The following is a 21,672-nucleotide window of genomic DNA, read 5'->3' on the forward strand; positions in this document are numbered from 1 at the left end:
AACTCTGTTCTTATGATTCGCCGTTCGTTGCCTGCCGTATTCGCCTTGATTTTCGCTGCCCCGTTACTGGCGGCGCCTGCGGGTCAGCAGACCCTGTTCAACTTCGTTCGCCCTGCCGATGTGGTGAAAGTTGTCACCGAAAACACTGATCTGCCACAAGCCAACGCCGAGCAAACCCCGGAAGGTGAAGTGCTGCGCCGGGTGACGTTCAACCCGGTAGCCCGCCCGACCCTGCGCCTGACCCCGCAGACCGGCGCCTGGGACTGGTCGCAGTCGGGCATGATGAGCCTGCGTCTGCAAAGCGCAATGAACTGGGCCGTGACGGTTTACGTGCAAATCCAGAGCAACAACGGCCAGACCCTGACCAGCCGCGTTGACCTGCCGGCCGGCCCTGCGCAAACCCTGCTGGTGCCGCTGGTGGCGACCTCGCCACTGAGCCAGGGCATGAAGGCCGGGCCGCCGATGCCGATGACCGTCGATGGCCAGCGCATTCTGCTGGCCAGCAGCAGCGGCGAACTGGATCGCAGCCAGGTGGTGTCGGTCAGCCTGTGGATGGATCAGCCGAAAGCCGCGCAAAGCCTGCTGCTCGAACGTTTCGGTGTGCAGGACGGCGATGCCGTGACCCGGGCCGTCTACGGCAATCTGGTGGACGCCTACGGGCAGTTGACCCGCAGCAAATGGCCGGAAAAAATCAGCAACGACGAACAACTGAAATCTGCCGCCGCCAAGGAACAGCAACAGCTGAAAACCTGGCTGGCCGAGCGCGAAAAATCTTCGCTGGACAAGTTCGGTGGCTGGAATAAGGGGCCGGCGTTCAAGGCCAGCGGCTTTTTCCGCACTGAAAAGCGTGACGGTCGCTGGTATCTGGTGACCCCTGAAGGGCATCCGTTCTATTCGCTGGGGGTCAACACCGTCAGCCCGCAGGTCAACCAGACCTACGTGGCCGGGCGTGAGTGGATGTTCGAATCCCTGCCCAAGCCTGACGAACCACTTGCCAGTCATTTCGGCGAAGGCGATAACCGTGGCGGCAACGGTGCCGATCAGGGCCGAGGCTATGGCAACGGGCGCTGGTACGATTTTTACGGCGCCAACCTGCAACGCCTGTACGGTGAACCTTGCGCGGCACAGGCGCATGCCGAACCGCCAGCCGCGCCGTGCAAGGCCACGGTCGATCAGCAGAAGTGGGCCACCCACACCCTCGACCGCCTGCAGGCCTGGGGCTTCAACACGGTCGGCAACTGGAGTGCCGACGCGCTCGCCGACGCCGAGCGGGTGCCGTACACCTTGCCGCTGTCGATCGTCGGCGACTACACCAGCATCAGCACCGGCAGCGACTGGTGGGGCGGCATGCCTGATCCGTTCGACCCGCGTTTCGCCATGGCCACCGAGCGCGCCGTGGCCATCGCCGCCCGCGATCATCGTGATGATCCGTGGCTGATCGGCTACTACGCCGACAACGAACTGGCCTGGGCCGGTCCGGGCGATGATCCGCAGTCGCGCTATGCCCTGGCCTATGGCACGTTGAAGATGACTACCGACGTGCCGGCCAAACGCGCGTTTCTCAAGCAGCTGCGCGACAAGTACCGCAACCAGGCGGGCCTGTCGAAAGCCTGGGGCATTGATCTGCCGGCATGGGAGTTGATGGAAGACCCGGGTTTCGTGCCACCGATGCCGAATCCGGAGCACCCGGAAATCGAAAACGACTTCAAATACTTCCAGAAGGTGTTCGCCGACACCTACTTCAAAACCATCTCCGATTCGCTGAAGTGGCACGCGCCGAATCAGTTGCTGCTCGGTGGTCGTTTCGCCACCAGCACCCCGGAAGCCGTGGCGTCCTGTGCACAGTATTGCGACGTGCTGAGTTTCAACCTGTATACGCTGAAACCGCAGGACGGCTATGACTTCGCCGCTCTGCGTGCCCTCGACAAACCGGTGCTGATTACCGAGTTCAACTTCGGCTCCAGTGATCGCGGCCCGTTCTGGGGTGGCGTGACGCAACTGGCGAAGGAAGAAGATCGCGGCCCGGCGTATGCCAACTTCCTCAAACAGGCGTTAAGCGAACCGTCGATTGTCGGCGTGCACTGGTTCCAGTATCTGGATCAACCGGTGACCGGGCGTCTGCTTGATGGCGAGAACGGGCACTTTGGTCTGGTGGGGATTACCGATCTGCCGTATCAGGGTTTCGTCGAAGCGGTGCGCAAGAGCAATCTGCAGGCGATCGATCAATTGGGCAAAGAGGCTGAGAAGGCCGCGGCCGCTGTCGGTCATGAAGCGGAGGGCGGGCGCAAGGGTGAAGCTGGAAAAGGCCCGGGGGCCGGGCATGCGGGTGGGCATTCGGGCAATGGTCATTGAGGTTTGATGCCTTAAAGTTCGCAGCCTTCGGCAGCTCCTGCAGGGAATGGAATTTTGTAGCAGCTGCCGCAGGCTGCGATCTTTTGATTTTGCGTTGAAATGACCACCCGGCCCGCAGCTGTTCCCAAATCCCTCAAGGGCTGGAACAATGCGGGCCACTTTGTAGAGCGTTTTCGCGGGGGAGTTGCGGGTGCAGATTCAGGGCCATTACGAGCTTCAATTCGAAGCGGTGCGCGAGGCTTTCGCGGCACTGTTCGACGATCCCCAGGAACGCGGCGCAGCGCTGTGCATCAAGGTCGGCGGAGAAACCGTCCTCGACCTCTGGTCCGGTACGGCCGACAAGGACGGTACCGAAGCCTGGCACAGCGACACCATCGCCAACCTGTTCTCCTGCACCAAGACGTTCACTGCGGTCACCGCGCTGCAACTGGTGGCCGAAGGCAAACTGCAACTGGACGCACCGGTTGCCCGCTACTGGCCGGAATTTGCCGCCGCTGGCAAAGAAACCGTCACCCTGCGCCAATTGCTCTGCCATCAGGCCGGTCTGCCAGCGCTGCGCGAGTTGCTGGCGCCCGCCGCCCTCTACGAATGGCAAACCATGGTCGACGCCCTTGCGGCCGAAGCGCCGTGGTGGACGCCGGGCACCGGTCACGGCTATGCCGCCATCACTTATGGCTGGCTGGTCGGGGAGTTGCTGCGTCGTGCTGACGGTCGTGGGCCGGGCGATGCCATCGTCGCCCGTGTCGCCAAGCCGCTGGGGCTGGATTTCCACGTCGGTCTGGCTGACGCAGAGTTCCACCGCGTGGCGCATATTGCTCGCGGCAAGGGCAATGTCGGCGATGCCGCGGCCCAGCGTCTGCTGCAGGTGACTATGCGCGAACCGACCGCCATGACCACTCGCGCCTTTACTAATCCGCCGTCGGTGCTGACCAGCACCAACAAACCGGAATGGCGGCGCATGCAGCAGCCGGCTGCCAATGGTCATGGCAACGCGCGCAGCCTGGCCGGTTTCTACGCAGGCTTGCTCGATGGCAGCCTGCTCGAAAGTGAAATGCTCGAAGAACTGACCCGCGAACACAGTTACGGCGAAGACAAGACCTTGCTGACCCGTACCCGTTTCGGCCTGGGCTGCATGCTCGATCAGCCGGACATGGCCAATGCCACCTATGGCCTCGGCCCGCGGGCGTTTGGTCATCCGGGGGCGGGCGGTTCGGTGGGTTTTGCTGATCCCGAGCATGATGTCGCGTTCGGTTTTGTGACAAATACCCTTGGGCCTTACGTCTTGATGGATCCGCGCGCGCAGCAACTGGCGCGGGTACTTGCCACTTGTCTGTAAAGCGTTACATGAGGTTCCAGGGTTGGAACCAGATTCGGATTTTTGATTCAAAGCGTCTGTTTATCCGGGCAAAAGAGCTCTGATCTTTCATTACTTCACTTTGTGGATTTTCAATGTCATCCAAAAAAACTCTCGCCCTGGCCCTGTGCGTTGCAATGACCGGTTGTGCACAGACTCCTAAAAACGATGCGGACGGCGGCAGCTGGTGGCCGTTCGGATCTTCCGACAAAGTGGCGGCCAAAGAGCCGGCCCCGGCTCCAGCCCCGCTCAAACCTGCCGCGACCGCACCCGTGGCCAAGACTGAAAGCAGCAGCCACTGGTACTGGCCGTTCGGCAGCTCTGATGACGCGGCGGCCAAGGCCGACGTGAAACCCGAAGTCAAACCAGAAGCAAAACCGGCGGTAGTGGCCAAGGCCGATGCTGACACCGGCACAAAGTGGTGGTGGCCGTTCGGCGGCAAGGATCAGTCCACGGCGAAAGTGGTGCCGATGCCTGACCCGAAAGTCACCCAAGCCTGGCTGGATGACTACGAGCCGCGCCTGCGTGCAGCGATCAAGGACAGCAATCTGCAACTCGAGCGCCGTGACAACGTTCTGGTGGTGATCGCGCCGGTTGAAGGCTCGTTCAACCCGAAACGTCCAGCGATGCTGTTGCCGGTGACCCTCAGCCCGTTCACCAATGTCGCGAAAATCCTCGAAGCCGACCCGAAAACCGCAGTTCTGGTGCTTGGTCACAGCGACAACACTGGCGCCGCGCCGGCCAACGTCAAGCTCAGCCAGGAACGCGCTCAGTCCGTGGCGGCAATTTTCCGCCTGAGCGGCTTGCAGCGTGATCGCCTGATGCTGCGCGGCATGGGTGGCGATGCGCCGCGTGCGGCCAACGACAGCGCCGAAGGCCGTGCCCTGAACCGTCGCGTCGAACTGCTGGTGACCCCGCAGAACACCATGGTGGCCCTGCTGAGCAAGTACAACATGCCGGCGCCCGCACCGACCACGATGCTTGCCGCACAGGACGTCAAGCCTGCAGCCAAACCGGTAACCCCGGCGCCGGCCGCTTCGAAAGCCGCCGTACCTGCAACCAAAAAGGCTCCGGCGAAGAAAGCCGCTGCCAAGGCACCAGCGAAGAAAGCGGCGACCAAGGCTCCGGCGAAAACCCCAGCCAAGAAAACCGCTCCGGCCAAAGCCGCGACGACTGACAAGAAAGTTGCCGCCAGCGATACTTCCAAGCAGTGATCCGCTAACGAAAAGGAATGCGCCATGACCCAGGCTCTGGCAGATATGCGTCGTGATTACACCCGGGATGGTCTGACCGAGGCGCAAGCCCCGGCTGAACCCTTTGCGTTGTTCCACCAGTGGTTCGCCGATGCGGTGAAAACCGAACAGGCGCCGGTGGAGGCCAACGCCATGACCCTGGCCACGGTCGATGCAGACGGTCGCCCGCATTGTCGCATTCTGCTGCTCAAGGGCCTGGACGAGCAGGGCTTCACCTTTTTCACCAATTACGACAGCGCCAAGGGCCAGCATCTGGCGGCCAACCCGTTGGCTGCCATGACGTTCTTCTGGCCGACCCTGGAGCGCCAGGTGCGCATCGAAGGGTGTGTGGTGAAAGTCACGCCTGCTGAGTCCGATGCTTATTATCAGGTGCGTCCGCTGGGCAGTCGGCTCGGGGCCTGGGCTTCACCGCAGAGCCGGGTGATCAACGGGCGCGGCGAACTGGAAGAGTTGCTCAAGGCCACCGAGCAGCGTTTCAGCGATACGCAACCGCACTGTCCGGAACACTGGGGCGGTTATCGCCTGCTGCCTGAGCGCATCGAGTTCTGGCAGGGCCGTCCAAGTCGTCTGCACGATCGCCTGAACTACCGTCAGCAGGGTGCCGACTGGATTCTTGAACGTCTGGCGCCTTAAGCAGTCTACCGAGCGGGATAGCTTGCCGCAGCGGCCTCAAGCCACTTCGGCAGGTCCCGACGCTTGATCTTCTGCACGCGGGCATCGGCCAGTCGTTGCAGCATGAAGGCGCGTTTGTCTTCATCCTTGCCCGCCAGCGACAGGGCCAGATCACGATCCATCCAGCGTTTGATCCGCACGTACAGCCACCCATGGAAGTACAGGCCGGCGACGGTGGTGACGAAAATGATCAGGTAATCCATGAAAATCCTTGGGTTGGCAGGGCGGATTGGGCGATTTGGCGCTACTGTTGGGTGGGGCTGCAGGTGCCTGTACCGGGCCTGAATAAAATCAAGTTTATCCGGGCTGCGTCGTGACAGGCGTCAAGCAGCGGGGTTTAATGAACACCTGTTCTTTTGGAGTTGATGCTATGCGTAAGTCTGTTCTGCTGGTTGCTTCTTTTTCCACGATGGCGATGTTGCTGACCGGCTGCCAGTCGAGCCTGACCGGTGACTCCTACTCCCGTGACGAAGCGCGTCGTGTGCAGACGATTCGCATGGGCACCATCGAATCCCTGCGTCCGGTGAAAATCGAAGGCACCAAGACCCCGATCGGCGGCGCTGCAGGCGCAGTGGTCGGCGGTGTCGGCGGCAGCGCCATCGGTGGCGGCAAGGGCAGCATCGTTGCGGCGGTCATCGGCGCCGTGGCCGGCGGCCTGATCGGTTCGGCCACTGAAGAAGGCCTGACCCGCACCCAGGGCGTGGAAATCACCGTGCGCGAAGACGACGGCAGCATGCGCGCCTACGTGCAACAGGTTCAGGAAAACGAAGTGTTCCGTGTCGGTGAGCGCGTACGCATCTCCACCGTCGGTGGCACCAGCCGCGTTTCGCACTAAGCGCGAACGAGCGGTAAAACAAAAACCCGATCAGGTGACTGGTCGGGTTTTTTTTGTCAAGACTAATCAGTATTACTCACTTCCATAACAGCTCAATTGAAAGTCATATTCCGGAACGTAAAATGGCCGGCCGATTAAAACTTCGAGTTGTGTTATTTGCTTGGGGTCGAGATCGTAGCCGTAGATTTCGTCTTCTGGCACGGTCCACTTCATGATTGTTCTGAGCTGGTCGATTTTCCCGTCTGGAACAGGTATTTCGAAAACAAGGAGTGACGTTTTTTTATCATAGGCATCGACAGTATAATTAAGTTTTGGGTAGCGACATGTCATTCGATGCATACCAGTTGAACTATACGATTTACACCTGATAGCTGTTTCCCGGTCCAGTCTTCCAAAATATTAATCTGTTCCTCAGACAGGTCGTACCCATCAAACTCATCTTCCGGTTGCTTCCAGTTCATGAGTACCTTCAGCGCGTCCTCATGATGTTCGGCGATATCAACGCTTAGGAGTAAAACCTCGGTTTTTTGATCAAATACCTCAACTATATGTTTCACTTTTCTACTCTCCTTTTGGGGTCAGCAGGCTTGGTCTGTTCGCCGGTTCTCGGGTCATATTCTCCAAGGTGTTTTCCTTGTTTGGTGTACAACTCAACCTTGCCGTGCTGGGAATCCCATTCATAAATTTTCCCTGATAGATCCTTCCATCGCCTGCGTTTTTTTCCTCCCCCACGAACAGACGTTTTCATTGGTGCGGATTTGGCCTCAGGAAAGGCTGTAAGGGAGTTTGGGGCCGGATGATATTTGATATCCCCAGCAATATTCAGAACGATGTATACCGGCGCTACCCCCGAATCCGCCGGAAACACCAGAATGAAATCCCGATACTCCGGCGGATAAACCGGATTCACCAGAATCCCGTCCGCCGCTTTCGTCGGCGGATACACCCAGATGTGCGGTGCTTGCGGTGCAGCCTCCAGTGCCGGGATGCCGAGAATGTCAGAACCATCCACCGCCGGCGTCCAGATCAGTTCGACGCCTTCACCAAGGTCCGCAATGAATTGACTGCCACGCGTGCTGAACTGCACGACATCGACCATTTCCCAATCGCGATTCCTGCCGGTATAGAAGCCGTAGCCCTTTAGGCTGCCGTCTGCTTGCTGTTCGACGCGCAGGCGCACGCGGGTGCGCGCCTGGTTGAGGCTGCGCAGTTGCTCGTCGCTATAGAGTGCGCTGTCGCCGAGGCTGGAAGGCAGGAGCAGCGCCACCAGTCCTGCCAGGGTGGCGCTGGCCGTTCCGGCGGCGATGGCGGGTAGCGCCTCGAAGGCGGCGCCGGCCAGGGCGAAACTGCCGAATCCGGCGGGAATGGCTGTGGCGCCGATTTTCTTCAGGGCAACGCCGCCCGTTTCATCGTTTTCGCGTGCACCCAGCAGGATCAGCTCGCCGTAATCCTTGAGGCTGTCGGTCGGCACCATCCCCGAAGGATTTGCGTAGTCGATGATCGCGTCCGGCAATTTGCAGGACTTGGGCGAACACGCATCCGGCACGCACCGGATCTGGCTTTTGGGCCGCTATCTCGCGGCTGCGAGGCCTCCTGCCGCGCCAGCATGGCGTCGTAAGCGTTCTGCCGGGCTTCGCGCTCGGCCAGTTCAGTGGCCGTCATGTAGCGCCAGGTGACGTGATGACCGTCGCCCGCCGGCGGGTTGGGGACCCGGGGAATGTCCTTGTTGCGAGCCACTGAGCGTCCTTTCGTTCATCCATCGACAGGCCCTCGAAAGGGCTGTGCGACGTTAACGAAGCGGACAAAGGCTGGCTGTAGGACGGATCTTTGATTAAGTGCGGATTGTTCGCTATTGGTCAGGCAGGGGGCGAGCAGGCCGCTTCAGCTCAAGAACGGAGGGAAGGTTCTGTGCCGTTACTGCAAAAGCCTGATACCCATTTGCCCAGAATCTGGCAGTTGGTGGAAGAATTGAGCCTCAGCTGTATCTGTGAGGCTTGCAGGTTTTTTCCTATGCTTTAGAGCTGAGCCTGTGACGAGGCAATTCCTGCCCGAATCAACGAGAACATGACCATGAGCGACAACCGACAGTGGGCCCGTGAAGCGATCCGCATCATCGAAGCGGACTTCCAGCGCAGCGCCGACACCCATCTGATCCCCTTGCCGCTGCCGGGCTTCGCAGGTATCGAGTTGTACTTCAAAGACGAGTCGAGCCATCCCACCGGCAGCCTCAAGCATCGCCTGGCGCGCTCGCTGTTTCTGTATGCGTTGTGTAACGGCTGGCTCAAGCCCGGCGCGCCGGTGATCGAGGCGTCCAGCGGTTCGACGGCAATTTCCGAAGCGTATTTCGCACGCATGCTTGGCTTGCCGTTCATTGCGGTGATGCCGGCGACCACTTCGAAAGAGAAGATCGCGCAGATCGCCTTCTACGGTGGCCAGAGCCATCTGGTTCAGGATCCGACGCAGATTTACGCCGAGTCCGAACGTCTGGCCCGCGAGCATGGCGGCCACTTCATCGACCAGTTCACCTACGCCGAGCGGGCCACCGACTGGCGGGCGAACAACAACATCGCCGAGTCGATCTTCCAGCAGATGCGGTTCGAGAAACATCCGGAACCGAGCTGGCTGATTTCCAGCCCCGGCACCGGCGGCACCACCGCGACTCTCGGCCGTTACGTGCGTTATCGCCAGCACTGCACCCGGGTGTTGTGCGCCGATGCCGAGCGCTCGGTGTTCTTCGATTACTACCAGACGGGCGACGCGAGCCTGCGTCTGGACTGCGGTTCGCGGATCGAAGGCATCGGTCGGCCCCGGGTCGAGGCGTCGTTTCTGCCGCAGGTGATCGATGCGATGGTCAAGGTGCCGGACGCCTTGTCGCTGGCGGCCATGCATTATCTGGCGCAGCGTCTGGGACGGCATGTCGGCGGGTCGAGCGGCACCAACCTGATCGGCGCGCTGATGGCGGCGCAGCAGATGAAAGCGGCGGGGGAGTCGGGGTCGATCGTGGCGATTCTGTGCGATGGCGGCGAGCGCTATGCCGATACCTATTACGATCAGGACTGGCTAAAGGCGCAGGGCTATGAGCTGGAGGGGTTGATTGCGGCGGTGGCGGCGAGTGCCGAGAAAGGTGAGCCGTTGCCGACCTCGGTGTTGCGCGCGAATATCTGATACACCGAAAACCACTGTGGGAGCTGGCTTGCCAGCGATAGCGGATTGTCAGTCAACATCAATGTCGAATCTGAGTCCGTCATCGCTGGCAAGCCAGCTCCCACAGGATTGCGCGTTTTGCAGATTTGGCTGATCAGGCTTCCAGGCCGAGAATATCCCGCGCCACAGCTTCCGCAATCCGAATCCCGTCCACACCCGCCGACAGAATCCCGCCCGCATACCCCGCGCCTTCACCGGCCGGGAACAGACCTTTGACGTTCATGCTCTGCAGCGACTCGTTACGCGTGATGCGCAGCGGCGACGAGGTGCGGGTCTCGATGCCGGTCAGTACGGCGTCGTGCAGCGAGTAGCCGCGAATCTGCTTCTCGAACGCCGGCAACGCTTCGCGGATCGCTTCGATGGCGAAGTCCGGCAGCGCCAGGGCCAGGTCGCCCAGGGCCACGCCCGGTTTGTACGACGGCTCGACTTCGCCCAGTTCGGTCGACGGGGTGCCGTTGATGAAGTCGCCGACCAGTTGTGCCGGGGCCTTGTAATCGCTGCCGCCGAGGATGAACGCGTGGGATTCCAGACGCTCCTGCAACTCGATACCGGCCAGCGGGCCACCCGGGTAATCGACTTCCGGAGTGATGCCGACGACGATCCCGGAGTTGGCGTTGCGCTCGTTACGCGAGTACTGGCTCATGCCGTTGGTGACCACGCGATTCGGCTCGGACGTCGCCGCCACCACGGTGCCGCCCGGGCACATGCAGAAGCTGTAGACCGAACGGCCGTTCTTGGCGTGGTGCACCAGTTTGTAATCGGCAGCGCCCAGCTTCGGGTGGCCGGCGTACTTGCCCAGCCGCGCACGGTCGATCAGCGACTGCGGGTGTTCGATGCGGAAACCCACCGAGAACGGCTTGGCTTCCATGAACACGCCACGGCTGTGGAGCATGCGGAAGGTGTCGCGGGCACTGTGGCCGAGGGCCAGAATGACGTGTTTCGAATGCAGGGTTTCGCCGCTCGCCAGTTCGACGCCGACCAGTTGGCCGTCTTCGATCAGCACGTCGGTGACGCGTTCCTGAAAGCGCACTTCGCCGCCCAGGGCGCGGATCTCTTCACGCATGGTCTCGACCATGCCGGTCAGACGGAAGGTACCGATGTGCGGTTTGCTGACATAGAGAATTTCTTCCGGCGCGCCGGCCTTGACGAATTCGTGCAGGACTTTGCGGCCGAGGAACTTCGGATCCTTGATCTGGCTGTACAGCTTGCCGTCGGAGAACGTGCCCGCGCCGCCTTCGCCGAACTGCACGTTGGACTCGGGGTTGAGCACACTTTTACGCCACAGACCCCAGGTGTCCTTGGTGCGCTGGCGGACTTCGGTGCCGCGTTCGAGGATGATCGGCTTGAAGCCCATCTGTGCCAGCAACAGGCCGGCGAAGATCCCGCACGGGCCGAAACCGACCACGATCGGGCGCTGGTTCAGGTCGCTCGGCGCCTGACCGACGAATTTATAGCTGACATCCGGCGCCACGTTGACGTTACGGTCGTCGGCGAACTTGCCCAGCACCTTGGCCTCGTCGCGCACGGTGAGGTCGATGGTGTAGATGAAGCACAGTTCGGAGGACTTTTTGCGCGCGTCGTAGCTGCGCTTGAACAAGGTGAAATCGAGCAGGTCATCGCTGGCGATGCCCAGGCGCTGCACGATGGCGGCACGCAGGTCTTCTTCGGGATGGTCGATTGGCAGCTTGAGTTCGGTGATTCGTAACATGGCGAGGATCCGGATTCGCGGGGCGCACAACTGCGCCAGGGCGTTTGAAGGCCGCGATTATAAGCCGCAAAGGCCGGATCCGGTGAGGCTAAAACGCTCAGTCGTTGCGCGATCCGCCGAAATACCCGCAACCACGCTCGACCTTGCCGTCGATGCGCAACTCGGCGCTCATGTGCTGCACGCTGCCGGTGCTGCTGTCGACGCAGCGTTGCGGCGCGACCCATAACTCGATGCGCTGGTTGTTGGCTTCGCTGCTGAGGTTGAAGCGGCCGTCGCCCAGTTGTTCTTCGACATACGGCACGGCCAGCGCCGGTTGGCCTTCACGGTCGATGACCATGCCCTTGCCACTGACTTTGACGTTCCACTCGGGACCGTGGCCGGCGGCACGCAGGATCAACAGCTTGAAATTCGGGTCATCGCAGGCGGTGCCGGAACGTTCGACGCGATACAACTGGCCGAGGTCGAGGCGGTCGCCGGCGATCTTCCCGCGTACATCGGCAAACAGCTTGCCCTGCTGATCGGCGAGGGTCGCGGCCTCTTGCAGCACGCTGGTGCCGCCGATGTCATTGACCACGTACTGACGTTGTTCGCCACAGGGCTGGAACACCAGTTTGCCGTCGGCCGCCGTCAATTGCCCCTGCATCCGGGATTGCCCGACATGGGATGCGCTTTCGCGCGGGCCATCAAACAATTGGCAGGCGGCGAACAATGGCAGCAAGGCAACAACGATCAACGAACGGGCAACACGCATCTTCGGCTCTCCAGACAAGTGCTGCCACGTTACGCAGGCTGACCGTCGATCACAAGACTTGAGTGGCCGGTTCAGGCTGGCTATTGAGTTGCCCGTTACCCGCCAGCATAGTGGCGTACCTGTGCGGGCATGGATTGATGGTGCATGAAGCAAAACCCTTCGGTATTCCCTGAGCGGCTGTACGCGCTGGACGCCCTGCGCGGCATCGCTGCATTGGCGGTAGTGTTCTGGCATTGGCAGCACTTCTTTTTCCAGGGCGCACTGCCTGGCCCTTTGCAGCGTGAAGACCAACCGTTGTATAGCCTGTTTTCACTGTTCTACCGCCACGGCGGCGATGCGGTCTCGCTGTTTTTCAGTCTTTCGGGGTTTATCTTCTTCTGGCTGTTTTCCAAAGGACTGGCGCAACGGGAGATCAGCGGCAAACAGTTTTTCATGGAGCGTTTCAGCCGGATCTATCCACTGCATCTGCTGACGTTCCTGGCGGTCGCCCTGTTGCAGAAAATCTATAGTGCGCACACGGGGAATGCGTTCGTGTATCCGTTCAATGATGCCTGGCACGCGCTGCTCAATGTGTTTCTGGCACCCGCGTGGGGGTTGGAGCAAGGCTGGTCGTTCAACGGCCCGGCATGGTCGATATCGGTGGAGGTGTTGCTGTACGCAGGGTTTTTCCTGCTGTGGCGTTACTCGCCGGCGCCGCTGCTGCTCAGTGCGTTGTTGATTGCCGTGAGCCTGTGGGTGTTTCCGGCACAGTACAAAATCAGTCTCGGGGTGTTCGGGTTTTTCTGTGGCGGCCTGGGTTACATCGCTGCGGACTGGCTGTTGCGGCGCTTTGATGTGCGCTGGGTCGCTGCCGGCCTGGTACTGGCCTGCGGGGCTGGCTGGTGGTGGTGCGGCGGCGATGCGGCGCAATCACCGCTGGTCAGGTTTGCCGTGCTGTTTCCATTGACCATTGTTGCCGTCGCCGCTTGCCACCCATGGTTGCAGTCGCTGGCGCGCCGTGTGTCCTGGCTGGGGGACATCAGTTTCGCCGCCTATCTGCTGCACTTTCCCTTGCAAATTGTCGCGGCGCTGTTGGCCGATAAATTTCTGCCTGGACGCGCCGTTTTTTATCAGCCGTGGAGCCTGCTGTTGTTTTTTGCGGTGCTGATCGGTAGCAGCCTGTTGTGTCACTACGGGTTCGAGCGCCCTGTGCAACGTTGGATACGCCGACGTACAGTGGGACACAACAAGGTTGCCGCGATGGCCCGTTGACGCCCCCTGCCTACGAGGCATTCAGCCTACGTGAAAGGTCTGCCCTGTTTGCAGACCTTCGACACTTTTCGCGTAGGCCAGCGCCACATCCGCCGCCGGAACCGGCTTGTAGCCACGGAAGTACGGGGCGTAGCTGCCCATGGCTTCCAGCAGCACCGTCGGGCTGATCGAGTTCACCCGCAGACCGCGCGGCAGTTCGATGGCGGCGGCTTTGACGAAGGCGTCCAGTGCGCCATTGACCAATGCCGCCGAGGCGCCGGTACGGATTGGGTCGTGGCTGAGTACGCCGCTGGTGAAGGTGAACGAGGCGCCGTCGTTGGCGTATTCGCGGCCGATCAGCAGCAGGTTGACCTGGCCCATCAGCTTGTCTTGCAGGCCTAGGGCGAAGCTGTCGGCGTTCATCTCGCCGAGTGGGGCGAAGGTCACGTTGCCGGCTGCGCAGATCAGCGCGTCGAACTTGCCGGTTTGCTCGAACAGTTTGCGAATCGATGCGCTGTCGCTGATGTCCACCTGGAAGTCGCCGCTGCTGCGACCGATACGGATCACTTCGTGACGCTGGCTAAGCTCTTTATCCACGGCCGAACCGATGGTGCCGGCGGCACCGATCAACAGAATCTTCATAGGACTGTTCCTCAATGGGTTGAACGAGGTTTCAGTCTAGAGTGGTTTTTTCTGCGGATAAGCGCACTAATAGGCAACCTTTGGTTTTCAAATGGAAACAGTCCATGAGTGAAATGGATGATCTCGCGGCGTTCGCGGTGTTGATCGAGGCCGGCAGTTTTACCTTGGCAGCGCAGCAGCTGGGTTGCAGCAAGGGCCAGTTGTCCAAGCGCATCAGTCAGCTCGAAACGCGGTTTTCCGTGGTGTTGCTGCAACGCACCACGCGCCGCTTGAGCCTGACAGCGGCGGGCGCGGCATTGTTGCCGCAAGCCCAGGCGCTGGTGGTGCAAGTGGAGCGGGCACGTCAGGCGCTGGCGCGTTTGAAAGACGACATGGCCGGTCCGGTGCGGATGACGGTGCCGGTGTCGCTGGGGGAAACGTTTTTCGACGGCTTGCTGCTGGAGTTCTCGCAGAAGTATCCAGAGGTGCAGATCGAGCTGGAGCTGAACAACCACTATCGCGACCTGTCCCGGGACGGCTTCGATCTGGCGATTCGCTCCGAGGTGGCCAATGACGAGCGGTTGGTGGCCAAACCCCTGCTGGCGTGGCAGGAGTTGACCTGCGCCAGCCCGATATACCTTGAACAATTCGGCGAACCGCTGACCCCGCAGGAGCTGGCCGAACACCGCTGCCTGCTCAACAGTCATTACAGTGGCCGTGAAGAATGGCTGTATCACCAACAGCACGAGTTGCTGCGGGTGCGGGTGTCGGGGCCGTTCGCCAGCAACCATTACAACCTGCTGAAGAAAGCCGCCCTGGCCGGCGCCGGTATCGCACGGTTGCCGTCGTATCTGTTGCAAACGGAACTGGCTGACGGCCGGTTGCGCTGGCTGTTGCGCGATTTTCAGACGCGCCGGATGCCGATGTATCTGGTCCACCCCTATCAGGGCGGGTTGCCCAAACGCACGCAGGTGCTGGCGGATTATCTGATTGGCTGGTTCAAACGCAGCGGCGAGGCGCTGGATCGCCTGGCGCATTGACCACGATGCCTGTGATATCCCTGTAGGAGCTGCCGAAGGCTGCGATCTTTTGACCTTGAAAATCAAAAGATCGCAGCCTTCGGCAGCTCCTACAGAGACATCAGACATCAGCGTTTGTAGTACCTGGCGATCATGTGATCGATCGACAATTTCCCCGGCCCGGTCGCCATCAGGTACAGCAACACCGCCGCCCAGGTGCCATGGGTCGGATAGGCATCGGGATAGACGAACACCTCGATGACCAGCGTCATGCCCAGCAGCGCCAACGCTGAAAATCTCGTGGCGAAGCCGATCAATATCAGCACCGGGAAAAAGTGTTCGGCGAACGCTGCCATGTGCGCGGCGATTTCCGGTGCCAGCAGCGGTACGTGGTATTCGCTCTGGAACAACGGAATCGTCGAGTCCGCCAAGTGTGGCCAGCCGAGTTGAACGGTGCCGTCGATCAAATCGATGGCCAGGCCCTCGACCTTGGTCTGCCCGGACTTCCAGAACACCGCGGCAATCGAGAACCGGGCGATGAAGGCGATCAGGCTGTGGGGAATCTTTTCCATTAGCCCGATGGCGCGAGTGATGAGGTTGTTCATGGCGATACCTTGTTGTTCAGGTCGGTGATGGCGTGGTGGCCGATCAGCAGGGCGAGGGTCTGCGGCAGATTGAAGGGCGGGCTGTCTTGCGCCGCTTGCAGCAGCGGTCGGTGATGGAGCAGATGGCGGATGAATACGCTGGCGCCGTGATCGAGGGCAAAGACCTCGACCTCCAGACCGTTGCGCAGCACCAGTGCGTGTTGCCCTTGATGGATATCGATACCCGCCAGTGTGGTGTCCTGCTGATGTGCGGCCCAGATCGAAACCACTGCGTAGGCGGAGTTGAGCAGGTGCAGCGAGGGATGCAGGGTGATGTTCAGTTCGGCCAGTGTTTGCGGATCGGCCAGCGCAGCGCTGATCTGTTGCGCACTGACTGTCGCCGCATCGGCGGCGTGATAAGCGCGGGTGCGCAAGCGTTCGAGCCGTGCGACGTCGGCCAGATACGGCACCTCGGCCGCCGGTTCGAATGCATCAATGAAGTCCGCCAGTCCGTCACCATAACGGCTCATCAACGGACTGTGCGGCGGCTGCTGCTGAATAAAAATGCTGGCCATGCCGCGAAAGAATTCCTCGCCGACCAATTGCTGCACCACCGGATAACTGTCGGCCAGCGCGTTGATCAATGAGCCTTGCACGTTATTGCGATACACCGAAAACCGGCTGGCAGGATCAGCGCCGTTGGCACTGTACAGGCCAGCGGGGCAGGGCAGGCGAGTGTCGAGCAGGGCGGTGCTGAAGTCGGCTTGAGTGCTCATGGCTGACTCCTTGCGTGCCGCAGCAACGCTTCGGCCTGCTGCGCCTCGGCCAGCAGCACGTTGAACGCCGGAAGGTGATTGTCCCGTTCGATCAAGGTTGCCACCGGGCCAACACGTTCGAGTGCCTGTCGGTATAACGCCCAGACGGCATCATCAACCGGCGCGCCGTGATCATCGATCAGCAAGCGATCGCCGAGGCTGTCGGCGTCTTCGGCGAACCCGGCCAGGTGAATCTCGCCGACAGCGTGTAATGGCAGTGCCTCGAGGTAGGTCAGTGGATCGCGTTGATGATTGATGCACGAGACGTAGACGTTGTTGACGTCAAGCAGCAGACCGCAACCGCTGCGGCGGATCACCTCGGTGATGAACGCCGGCTCATCGATGGTCGAGCGCTCGAAGCCAAGATAGGTCGCTGGATTTTCCAGCAGCATCGGACGCTTGAGGGTGTTCTGCACCTGGTCGATATGCGCGCAGACGCGGTCAAGCGTCGGCGTGTCATACGCCAGCGGCAGCAGGTCATTGAGGAACACCGGGCCGTGGCTCGACCAGGCCAGGTGTTCGGAAAAGGCTTGCGGTTGATAACGCTCGATCAGTGTTTGCAGGCGTTGCAGGTGTTGCAGATCCAGTGGCCCCTCGGCCCCGATCGACAGCCCGACGCCGTGCAGCGACAGCGGATACTGCTCGCGGATCAACCCGAGAAAATGATGAAACGGACCGCCGTCGACCATGTAGTTTTCGGCGTGGACTTCGAAGAAACCGATGTCGGGTCGGGTGCCGAGCACTTCACGAAAGTGCCCGGTCTTGAGTCCCAGCCCCGCGCGGGGCGGGAGCCCGCAGAGGGCTGCCCGAGTGCGCGGTGGGACAGGTTCGTTGAGGGTGAACATGAGCGTCACTCGGGCAGGTCGTGGATCAGGACTTGGCTTTGAAGGCTTCCATCTGACCGAAGCCGGTCGGCGAGGTCTTGCTCTCGGTGGTGGTGCAGGTGCCTTTTGGCACGAACTTCCAGGAGTTGGCCTGGTAATCCATTTTCGCGGTGCCGGCACAAGTGGTGCCTGCGCCCGCGGCGCAATCGTTGTGACCCTTCATGGCCACACCGAAGCATTTTTCCATGTTGCTGTTGTCGGCGGCGTTGGCGCTGGAAACGGCAGTCATGCTCAGGGCGGAACCAAGAGCCAGAACCAGTGCAGCGGCGGACAGGGTGCGAGTGGTAGCAGTCATGATGTTTCTCCAGATTTGAGCTTGGGTTTTACAAGCGAAGTGCGCTTGCTTACCCCACTAGAGAACGCTCATGGCGATGCGTTACAGCGCAGCTGAAATTTTTCAGAAAAAATGCAAAACCCTGTAGGAGCTGCTGCAGGCTGCGATCTTTCGACTTTGATTTTTAAACCAGAAGCCAGATCAAAAGATCGCAGCCTGCGGCAGCTCCTACACGGAGGATGTGTGAGGTATAAAAAAACGGCCCGAAGGCCGTTTTTTTGTTCAGCGAAAAGCCTCAACCGCCGAGGTACGCCTCGCGTACTTTCGGGTCGGTCAGCAGCGCTTCACCGGTACCTTGCATGACCACGCGGCCGTTCTCCAGAACGTACGCACGGTCAGCGATTTTCAGCGCCTGGTTGGCGTTCTGCTCGACCAGGAACACCGTTACACCGTCCTTGCGCAGTTGTTCGATGATGTCGAAGATCTGCTGGATGATGATCGGTGCCAGGCCCAGCGACGGCTCGTCGAGCAGCAGCAGTTTCGGCTTGCTCATCAGCGCACGGCCGATGGCGAGCATCTGCTGTTCGCCGCCGGACATGGTGCCGCCGCGCTGGTTGAAGCGTTCTTTCAGGCGCGGGAACAGGCCGAGGACCTTGTCCATCTGCTCCTGATAGTCGCCCTTGTCGGTGAAGAAACCGCCCATCGACAGGTTCTCTTCAACGGTCAGACGGGCAAACACCCGACGACCTTCCGGCACCACGGCGATGCTCTTGCGCATGATCTGCGACGAGTCCTGGCCGACCAGTTCCTCACCCATGTAGCGGATGCTGCCGCTGTGCGCCTGCGGCGAACCGCACAGCGTCATCAGCAGCGTGGACTTGCCGGCACCGTTGGCGCCGATCAGGGTCACGATCTCGCCCTGGCGGACTTCGACGTTGACGTTGTGCAGGGCCTGGATCTTGCCGTAGAAGGTGGAAACGTTTTCGAACTGCAGCATTTACGCTTCCCCCAGGTAGGCTTTGATCACTTCAGGATTGTCGCGGATCTGTTCCGGCGTACCGTCGGCCAGAGGCGTGCCCTGGTTGATCACGACGATGTGGTCAGAAATGCTCATGACCAGTTTCATGTCGTGCTCGATCAACAGCACGGTGACGTTGTGCTCTTCACGCAGCACGCTGATCAGCGCCTTGAGGTCTTCGGTTTCCTTCGGGTTCAGACCGGCGGCCGGTTCGTCGAGCATGAGGATCCGCGGACGGGTCATCATGCAGCGGGCGATTTCCAGACGCCGTTGCTGACCGTAGGCCAGGGTGCCGGCGGTACGGTTGGCGAACTCTTTCAGGTTGACCTTTTCCAGCCAGTATTCGGCGTATTCCATGGCCTCGCGTTCGCTCTTGCGGAACGCCGGGGTCTTGAACAGGCCGGACAGGAAGTTGGTGTTCAGGTGACGGTGCTGCGCGATCAACAGGTTCTCGACCGCCGTCATGTCCTTGAACAGCCGCACGTTCTGGAAGGTGCGCACCACGCCCTTGAGGGCGATCTTGTGCCCCGGCAGACCCTGGATCGGCTCGCCGTCGAGCAGGATGCTGCCGCCCGATGGCTGGTAGAAACCGGTCAGGCAGTTGAACACGGTGGTCTTGCCCGCGCCGTTCGGCCCGATCAGCGCCACCACTTGTTTCTCCTTCACGGTCAGGGCCACGCCATTGACCGCCAGCAAGCCGCCGAAGCGCATGCTCAGGTTTTCGACTTTCAGGATCTCGCGGCTCATTTTCGCAACTCCATGTGTGGGCGTTGCATCGGCAGCAGACCTTGTGGACGCCAGATCATCATCAATACCATCAGCGCACCGAACATCAACATCCGGTATTCGCTGAACTCACGCATCATTTCCGGCAACAGGATCATCACCACGGCCGCGAGAATCACGCCCAGCTGCGAGCCCATGCCACCCAGCACAACGATGGCGAGGATGATCGCCGACTCGATGAAGGTGAACGATTCCGGTGTCACCAGACCCTGACGGGCGGCGAAGAAGCTGCCGGCGAAACCGGCGAAGCTCGCACCCAGGGTGAACGCCGACAGCTTGATCACGGTCGGGTTGAGGCCAAGTGCGCGGCAGGCGATTTCGTCTTCACGCAGCGCTTCCCACGCACGGCCGATCGGCATGCGCAGCAGACGGTTGATGATGAACAGCGCCGCCAGTGCCAGCAACAGGGCAACCAGGTACAGGAAAATCACCTTGTTGATCGAGTTGTATTCGAGGCCGAAGTACTCGTGGAAGGTTTGCAGGCCTTCCGCCGCTTTGCGTTCGAAGGTCAGGCCGAAGAACGTCGGTTTCTCGATATTGCTGATACCGTTCGGACCACCGGTGATGTCGGTCAGGTTGCGCAGGAACAGGCGGATGATTTCCCCGAAACCCAGGGTCACGATCGCCAGATAGTCACCGCGCAGACGCAACACCGGGAAGCCCAGCAGGAAGCCGAACGTCGCCGCCATCAGGCCGGCAATCGGCAGGCAGATCCAGAAGCTCAGGCCGTAGTAGTGCGACAGCAGTGCGTAGCTGTAGGCGCCGACGGCATAGAAGCCGACGTAACCCAGGTCGAGCAGACCGGCCAGACCCACCACGATGTTCAGGCCGAGGCCGAGCATCACGTAGATCAGGATCAGCGTGGCAATGTCCACCGCGCCACGGGAGCCGAAGAACGGCCACACCAGCGCACCCAGAATCAGCGCAATGATGATGTAGCGCTGCGTGGTCGGCAGGGTCAGGAAGTTGCTGGCCTTGGCCGGGATCAACGGCAGGCCCGGCGAGGATTTCCACGCCTTGCTGATCTGCTGGTTGAACAGCACCCGCAGGAACATCAGCACCGAGCAGATGGCGATGGTCGCCAGAATGGCCGGGCTGGTGCCGTGCACTTCGAGGTTGATGCCGACGATGGTCAGTTTCAGACCGAGTACCGGGTAGGCCACGGCCCACACCAGCAAGGCACTGAACAGTGCCTGTTTAAGATTCCTAGTCATACTTTCTCAACCTCCGGACGGCCCAGAATGCCGGTCGGACGGAACAACAGCACCAGAACCAACAAGCCGAAAGCCACGACGTCCTTGTACTGGTCGCCGAAGATATCGGCGCCAAAGGCTTCCGCCACCCCGAGCACCAGCCCGCCGAGCATGGCGCCGGGGATGCTGCCGATGCCGCCGAGTACCGCAGCGGTGAAGGCCTTGAGGCCGACGAGGAAACCGGCGTTGGGGTTGATCACGCCGTACTGCATGCTCAGCAGCACAGCCGCAACGGCTGCCAGCGCGGCACCGATGACGAAGGTCAGGGCGATGATGTTGTTGGTGTTGATGCCCAGCAGGTTGGCCATCTTGATGTCTTCGGCGCAGGCGCGGCAGGCGCGACCCAGGCGAGAGCGGGAGATGAACAGCGTGAGGCCGAGCATGGCGACCAGGGTCACCACGAACACCACGATTTGCATGTAGGAAATCAGCACTTCATGTGCGCCACCTGGCCCGATGGAGAAGTTGCCGGGGATCAGGTTGGGGATGGATTTGTCCTTGGAGTCTTGCGCGAGCAGAACCGTGTTCTGCAGGAAGATCGACATACCGATCGCGGAAATCAGCGGGATCAGACGGTTGCTGCCGCGCAGGGGGCGGTAGGCAATCCGTTCGATGCTGTAACCGTAGGAACTGGTGACGACGATGCTCGCGATGAACGCGGCGGTCATCAACAGCGGGACGTTGTCGATTCCCATCATGGCCAGCCCGGCGATGGCGATGAACGCCACGTAGGAACCGATCATGTACACCTCGCCATGGGCGAAGTTGATCATTCCAATGATGCCGTAAACCATCGTATAGCCGATGGCGATCAGGGCATACGTGCTGCCAATGGTCAGGCCATTAACCAGCTGTTGGAAGAAGTGATAGATGTCAGGCATTACAACGCTCCTAAAAACCTGATACGCATTTCACTGGTGGAGTCATTTTCCCGCCCGGCCCCGTGGATCTTTATCCACTTCGAATCCGAGTTTTGCCAGCGAACCGCTGATGACGGTTTTGAGATTTTCAGGTGGGGAGACTGGCGGATCACGCCAGCGCGGCCCATACATTCGTAAA

General features: G+C 60.7%; 22 protein-coding genes and 1 pseudogene. 8 read left to right on the forward strand and 15 right to left on the reverse strand.

Going from position 1 to position 21,672, the window contains the following annotated elements; all coding sequences use genetic code 11:
* The first annotated feature begins 12 nt into the window (after positions 1–12).
* From L6D63_RS22950 to pdxH, 4 genes are all read left to right on the forward strand, one after another.
* Positions 13–2,352, forward strand: coding sequence for a beta-galactosidase (locus L6D63_RS22950; protein WP_131669905.1), 2,340 nt, complete (start codon positions 13–15; stop codon positions 2,350–2,352).
* A 190-nt stretch (positions 2,353–2,542) separates the two neighbouring features.
* On the forward strand, positions 2,543–3,688 hold the full coding sequence (locus L6D63_RS22955; RefSeq protein ID WP_131669906.1) for a serine hydrolase domain-containing protein: 1,146 nt from the start codon (positions 2,543–2,545) through the stop codon (positions 3,686–3,688).
* Between the two features lie 113 nt (positions 3,689–3,801).
* Positions 3,802–4,920 (forward strand): OmpA family protein, encoded by a 1,119-nt coding sequence (locus L6D63_RS22960; RefSeq protein WP_047292087.1) that lies wholly within the window; start codon positions 3,802–3,804, stop codon positions 4,918–4,920.
* A 24-nt stretch (positions 4,921–4,944) separates the two neighbouring features.
* Entirely contained in the window at positions 4,945–5,592 is a 648-nt protein-coding gene (gene pdxH, locus L6D63_RS22965) for a pyridoxamine 5'-phosphate oxidase (protein WP_047292090.1), read from the forward strand.
* A 5-nt stretch (positions 5,593–5,597) separates the two neighbouring features.
* Here pdxH and L6D63_RS22970 read toward each other — a convergent pair whose 3' ends face one another.
* On the reverse strand, positions 5,598–5,834 hold the full coding sequence (locus L6D63_RS22970; RefSeq protein WP_047292092.1) for a hypothetical protein: 237 nt from the start codon (positions 5,832–5,834) through the stop codon (positions 5,598–5,600).
* 167 nt (positions 5,835–6,001) lie between these two features.
* Here L6D63_RS22970 and L6D63_RS22975 point away from each other — a divergent pair, with 167 nt between their 5' ends.
* Positions 6,002–6,466, forward strand: coding sequence for an outer membrane lipoprotein (locus tag L6D63_RS22975; protein ID WP_007969461.1), 465 nt, complete (start codon positions 6,002–6,004; stop codon positions 6,464–6,466).
* Between the two features lie 72 nt (positions 6,467–6,538).
* Here the strand turns inward: L6D63_RS22975 and L6D63_RS28935 are convergent, their stop codons facing one another.
* From L6D63_RS28935 to L6D63_RS22985, 3 genes and pseudogenes are all read right to left on the reverse strand, one after another.
* On the reverse strand, positions 6,539–6,805 hold the full coding sequence (locus tag L6D63_RS28935; protein WP_445009225.1) for a DUF7683 domain-containing protein: 267 nt from the start codon (positions 6,803–6,805) through the stop codon (positions 6,539–6,541).
* The gene (locus L6D63_RS22980) at positions 6,793–7,023 is read right to left on the reverse strand and encodes a DUF7683 domain-containing protein (protein WP_047292099.1); all 231 of its coding nucleotides are present in this window, start codon (positions 7,021–7,023) and stop codon (positions 6,793–6,795) included. The genes L6D63_RS28935 and L6D63_RS22980 overlap by 13 nt, the downstream gene beginning before the upstream one ends.
* Positions 7,020–8,203 (reverse strand): annotated as a pseudogene (locus L6D63_RS22985) (colicin E3/pyocin S6 family cytotoxin). Before L6D63_RS22985 ends, L6D63_RS22980 begins: the two are co-directional and overlap by 4 nt.
* A gap of 333 nt (positions 8,204–8,536) precedes the next feature.
* Here L6D63_RS22985 and L6D63_RS22990 point away from each other — a divergent pair.
* Positions 8,537–9,631: a PLP-dependent cysteine synthase family protein gene (locus tag L6D63_RS22990; protein ID WP_047292103.1), complete on the forward strand. Its 1,095-nt coding sequence runs from the start codon at positions 8,537–8,539 to the stop codon at positions 9,629–9,631.
* A 133-nt stretch (positions 9,632–9,764) separates the two neighbouring features.
* Here L6D63_RS22990 and L6D63_RS22995 read toward each other — a convergent pair whose 3' ends face one another.
* On the reverse strand, positions 9,765–11,378 hold the full coding sequence (locus L6D63_RS22995; RefSeq protein ID WP_041070589.1) for an NAD(P)/FAD-dependent oxidoreductase: 1,614 nt from the start codon (positions 11,376–11,378) through the stop codon (positions 9,765–9,767).
* Positions 11,379–11,475: 97 nt separating this feature from the next.
* Entirely contained in the window at positions 11,476–12,129 is a 654-nt protein-coding gene (locus L6D63_RS23000) for a COG3650 family protein (RefSeq protein ID WP_121184107.1), read from the reverse strand.
* Positions 12,130–12,273: 144 nt separating this feature from the next.
* On the opposite strand from L6D63_RS23000, the gene L6D63_RS23005 reads away from it, so the two are divergent.
* The gene (locus L6D63_RS23005) at positions 12,274–13,380 is read left to right on the forward strand and encodes an acyltransferase family protein (protein WP_121184109.1); all 1,107 of its coding nucleotides are present in this window, start codon (positions 12,274–12,276) and stop codon (positions 13,378–13,380) included.
* Positions 13,381–13,401: 21 nt separating this feature from the next.
* On the opposite strand, the gene L6D63_RS23010 is transcribed toward L6D63_RS23005, so the two are convergent.
* On the reverse strand, positions 13,402–14,001 hold the full coding sequence (locus L6D63_RS23010; protein ID WP_131669907.1) for a short chain dehydrogenase: 600 nt from the start codon (positions 13,999–14,001) through the stop codon (positions 13,402–13,404).
* 104 nt (positions 14,002–14,105) lie between these two features.
* Between L6D63_RS23010 and L6D63_RS23015 the strand changes: the two genes are divergently transcribed.
* Positions 14,106–15,020: a LysR family transcriptional regulator gene (locus L6D63_RS23015; protein WP_131669908.1), complete on the forward strand. Its 915-nt coding sequence runs from the start codon at positions 14,106–14,108 to the stop codon at positions 15,018–15,020.
* A 107-nt stretch (positions 15,021–15,127) separates the two neighbouring features.
* On the opposite strand, the gene L6D63_RS23020 is transcribed toward L6D63_RS23015, so the two are convergent.
* The 8 genes from L6D63_RS23020 to livH all read right to left on the reverse strand — a co-directional run bounded on the left by L6D63_RS23020 (position 15,128) and on the right by livH (position 21,494).
* Complete coding sequence (locus L6D63_RS23020) at positions 15,128–15,604, reverse strand: DoxX family protein (protein WP_121184115.1); 477 nt, start codon at positions 15,602–15,604, stop codon at positions 15,128–15,130.
* Positions 15,601–16,359 (reverse strand): HvfC/BufC N-terminal domain-containing protein, encoded by a 759-nt coding sequence (locus L6D63_RS23025; protein ID WP_131669909.1) that lies wholly within the window; start codon positions 16,357–16,359, stop codon positions 15,601–15,603. The genes L6D63_RS23020 and L6D63_RS23025 overlap by 4 nt, the downstream gene beginning before the upstream one ends.
* Positions 16,356–17,243, reverse strand: coding sequence for an MNIO family bufferin maturase (gene bufB, locus L6D63_RS23030; protein ID WP_131669910.1), 888 nt, complete (start codon positions 17,241–17,243; stop codon positions 16,356–16,358). Before bufB ends, L6D63_RS23025 begins: the two co-directional genes overlap by 4 nt.
* A 25-nt stretch (positions 17,244–17,268) precedes the next feature.
* Entirely contained in the window at positions 17,269–17,577 is a 309-nt protein-coding gene (locus tag L6D63_RS23035; RefSeq protein WP_007969475.1) for a BufA1 family periplasmic bufferin-type metallophore, read from the reverse strand.
* A 274-nt stretch (positions 17,578–17,851) separates the two neighbouring features.
* Positions 17,852–18,553: an ABC transporter ATP-binding protein gene (locus L6D63_RS23040; protein WP_103307205.1), complete on the reverse strand. Its 702-nt coding sequence runs from the start codon at positions 18,551–18,553 to the stop codon at positions 17,852–17,854.
* The gene (gene livG, locus L6D63_RS23045; RefSeq protein ID WP_007969480.1) at positions 18,554–19,321 is read right to left on the reverse strand and encodes a high-affinity branched-chain amino acid ABC transporter ATP-binding protein LivG; all 768 of its coding nucleotides are present in this window, start codon (positions 19,319–19,321) and stop codon (positions 18,554–18,556) included.
* On the reverse strand, positions 19,318–20,574 hold the full coding sequence (locus L6D63_RS23050; RefSeq protein WP_047292126.1) for a high-affinity branched-chain amino acid ABC transporter permease LivM: 1,257 nt from the start codon (positions 20,572–20,574) through the stop codon (positions 19,318–19,320). The genes livG and L6D63_RS23050 overlap by 4 nt, the downstream gene beginning before the upstream one ends.
* Positions 20,571–21,494 carry a high-affinity branched-chain amino acid ABC transporter permease LivH gene (gene livH / locus L6D63_RS23055; protein WP_027614381.1) on the reverse strand — a complete coding sequence of 308 codons (924 nt, stop codon included), beginning with the start codon at positions 21,492–21,494 and terminating at the stop codon, positions 20,571–20,573. The genes L6D63_RS23050 and livH overlap by 4 nt, the downstream gene beginning before the upstream one ends.
* Positions 21,495–21,672: the final 178 nt, after the last annotated feature.

Source organism: Pseudomonas parakoreensis (assembly GCF_021602155.1).
GTDB lineage: Bacteria > Pseudomonadota > Gammaproteobacteria > Pseudomonadales > Pseudomonadaceae > Aquipseudomonas > Aquipseudomonas parakoreensis.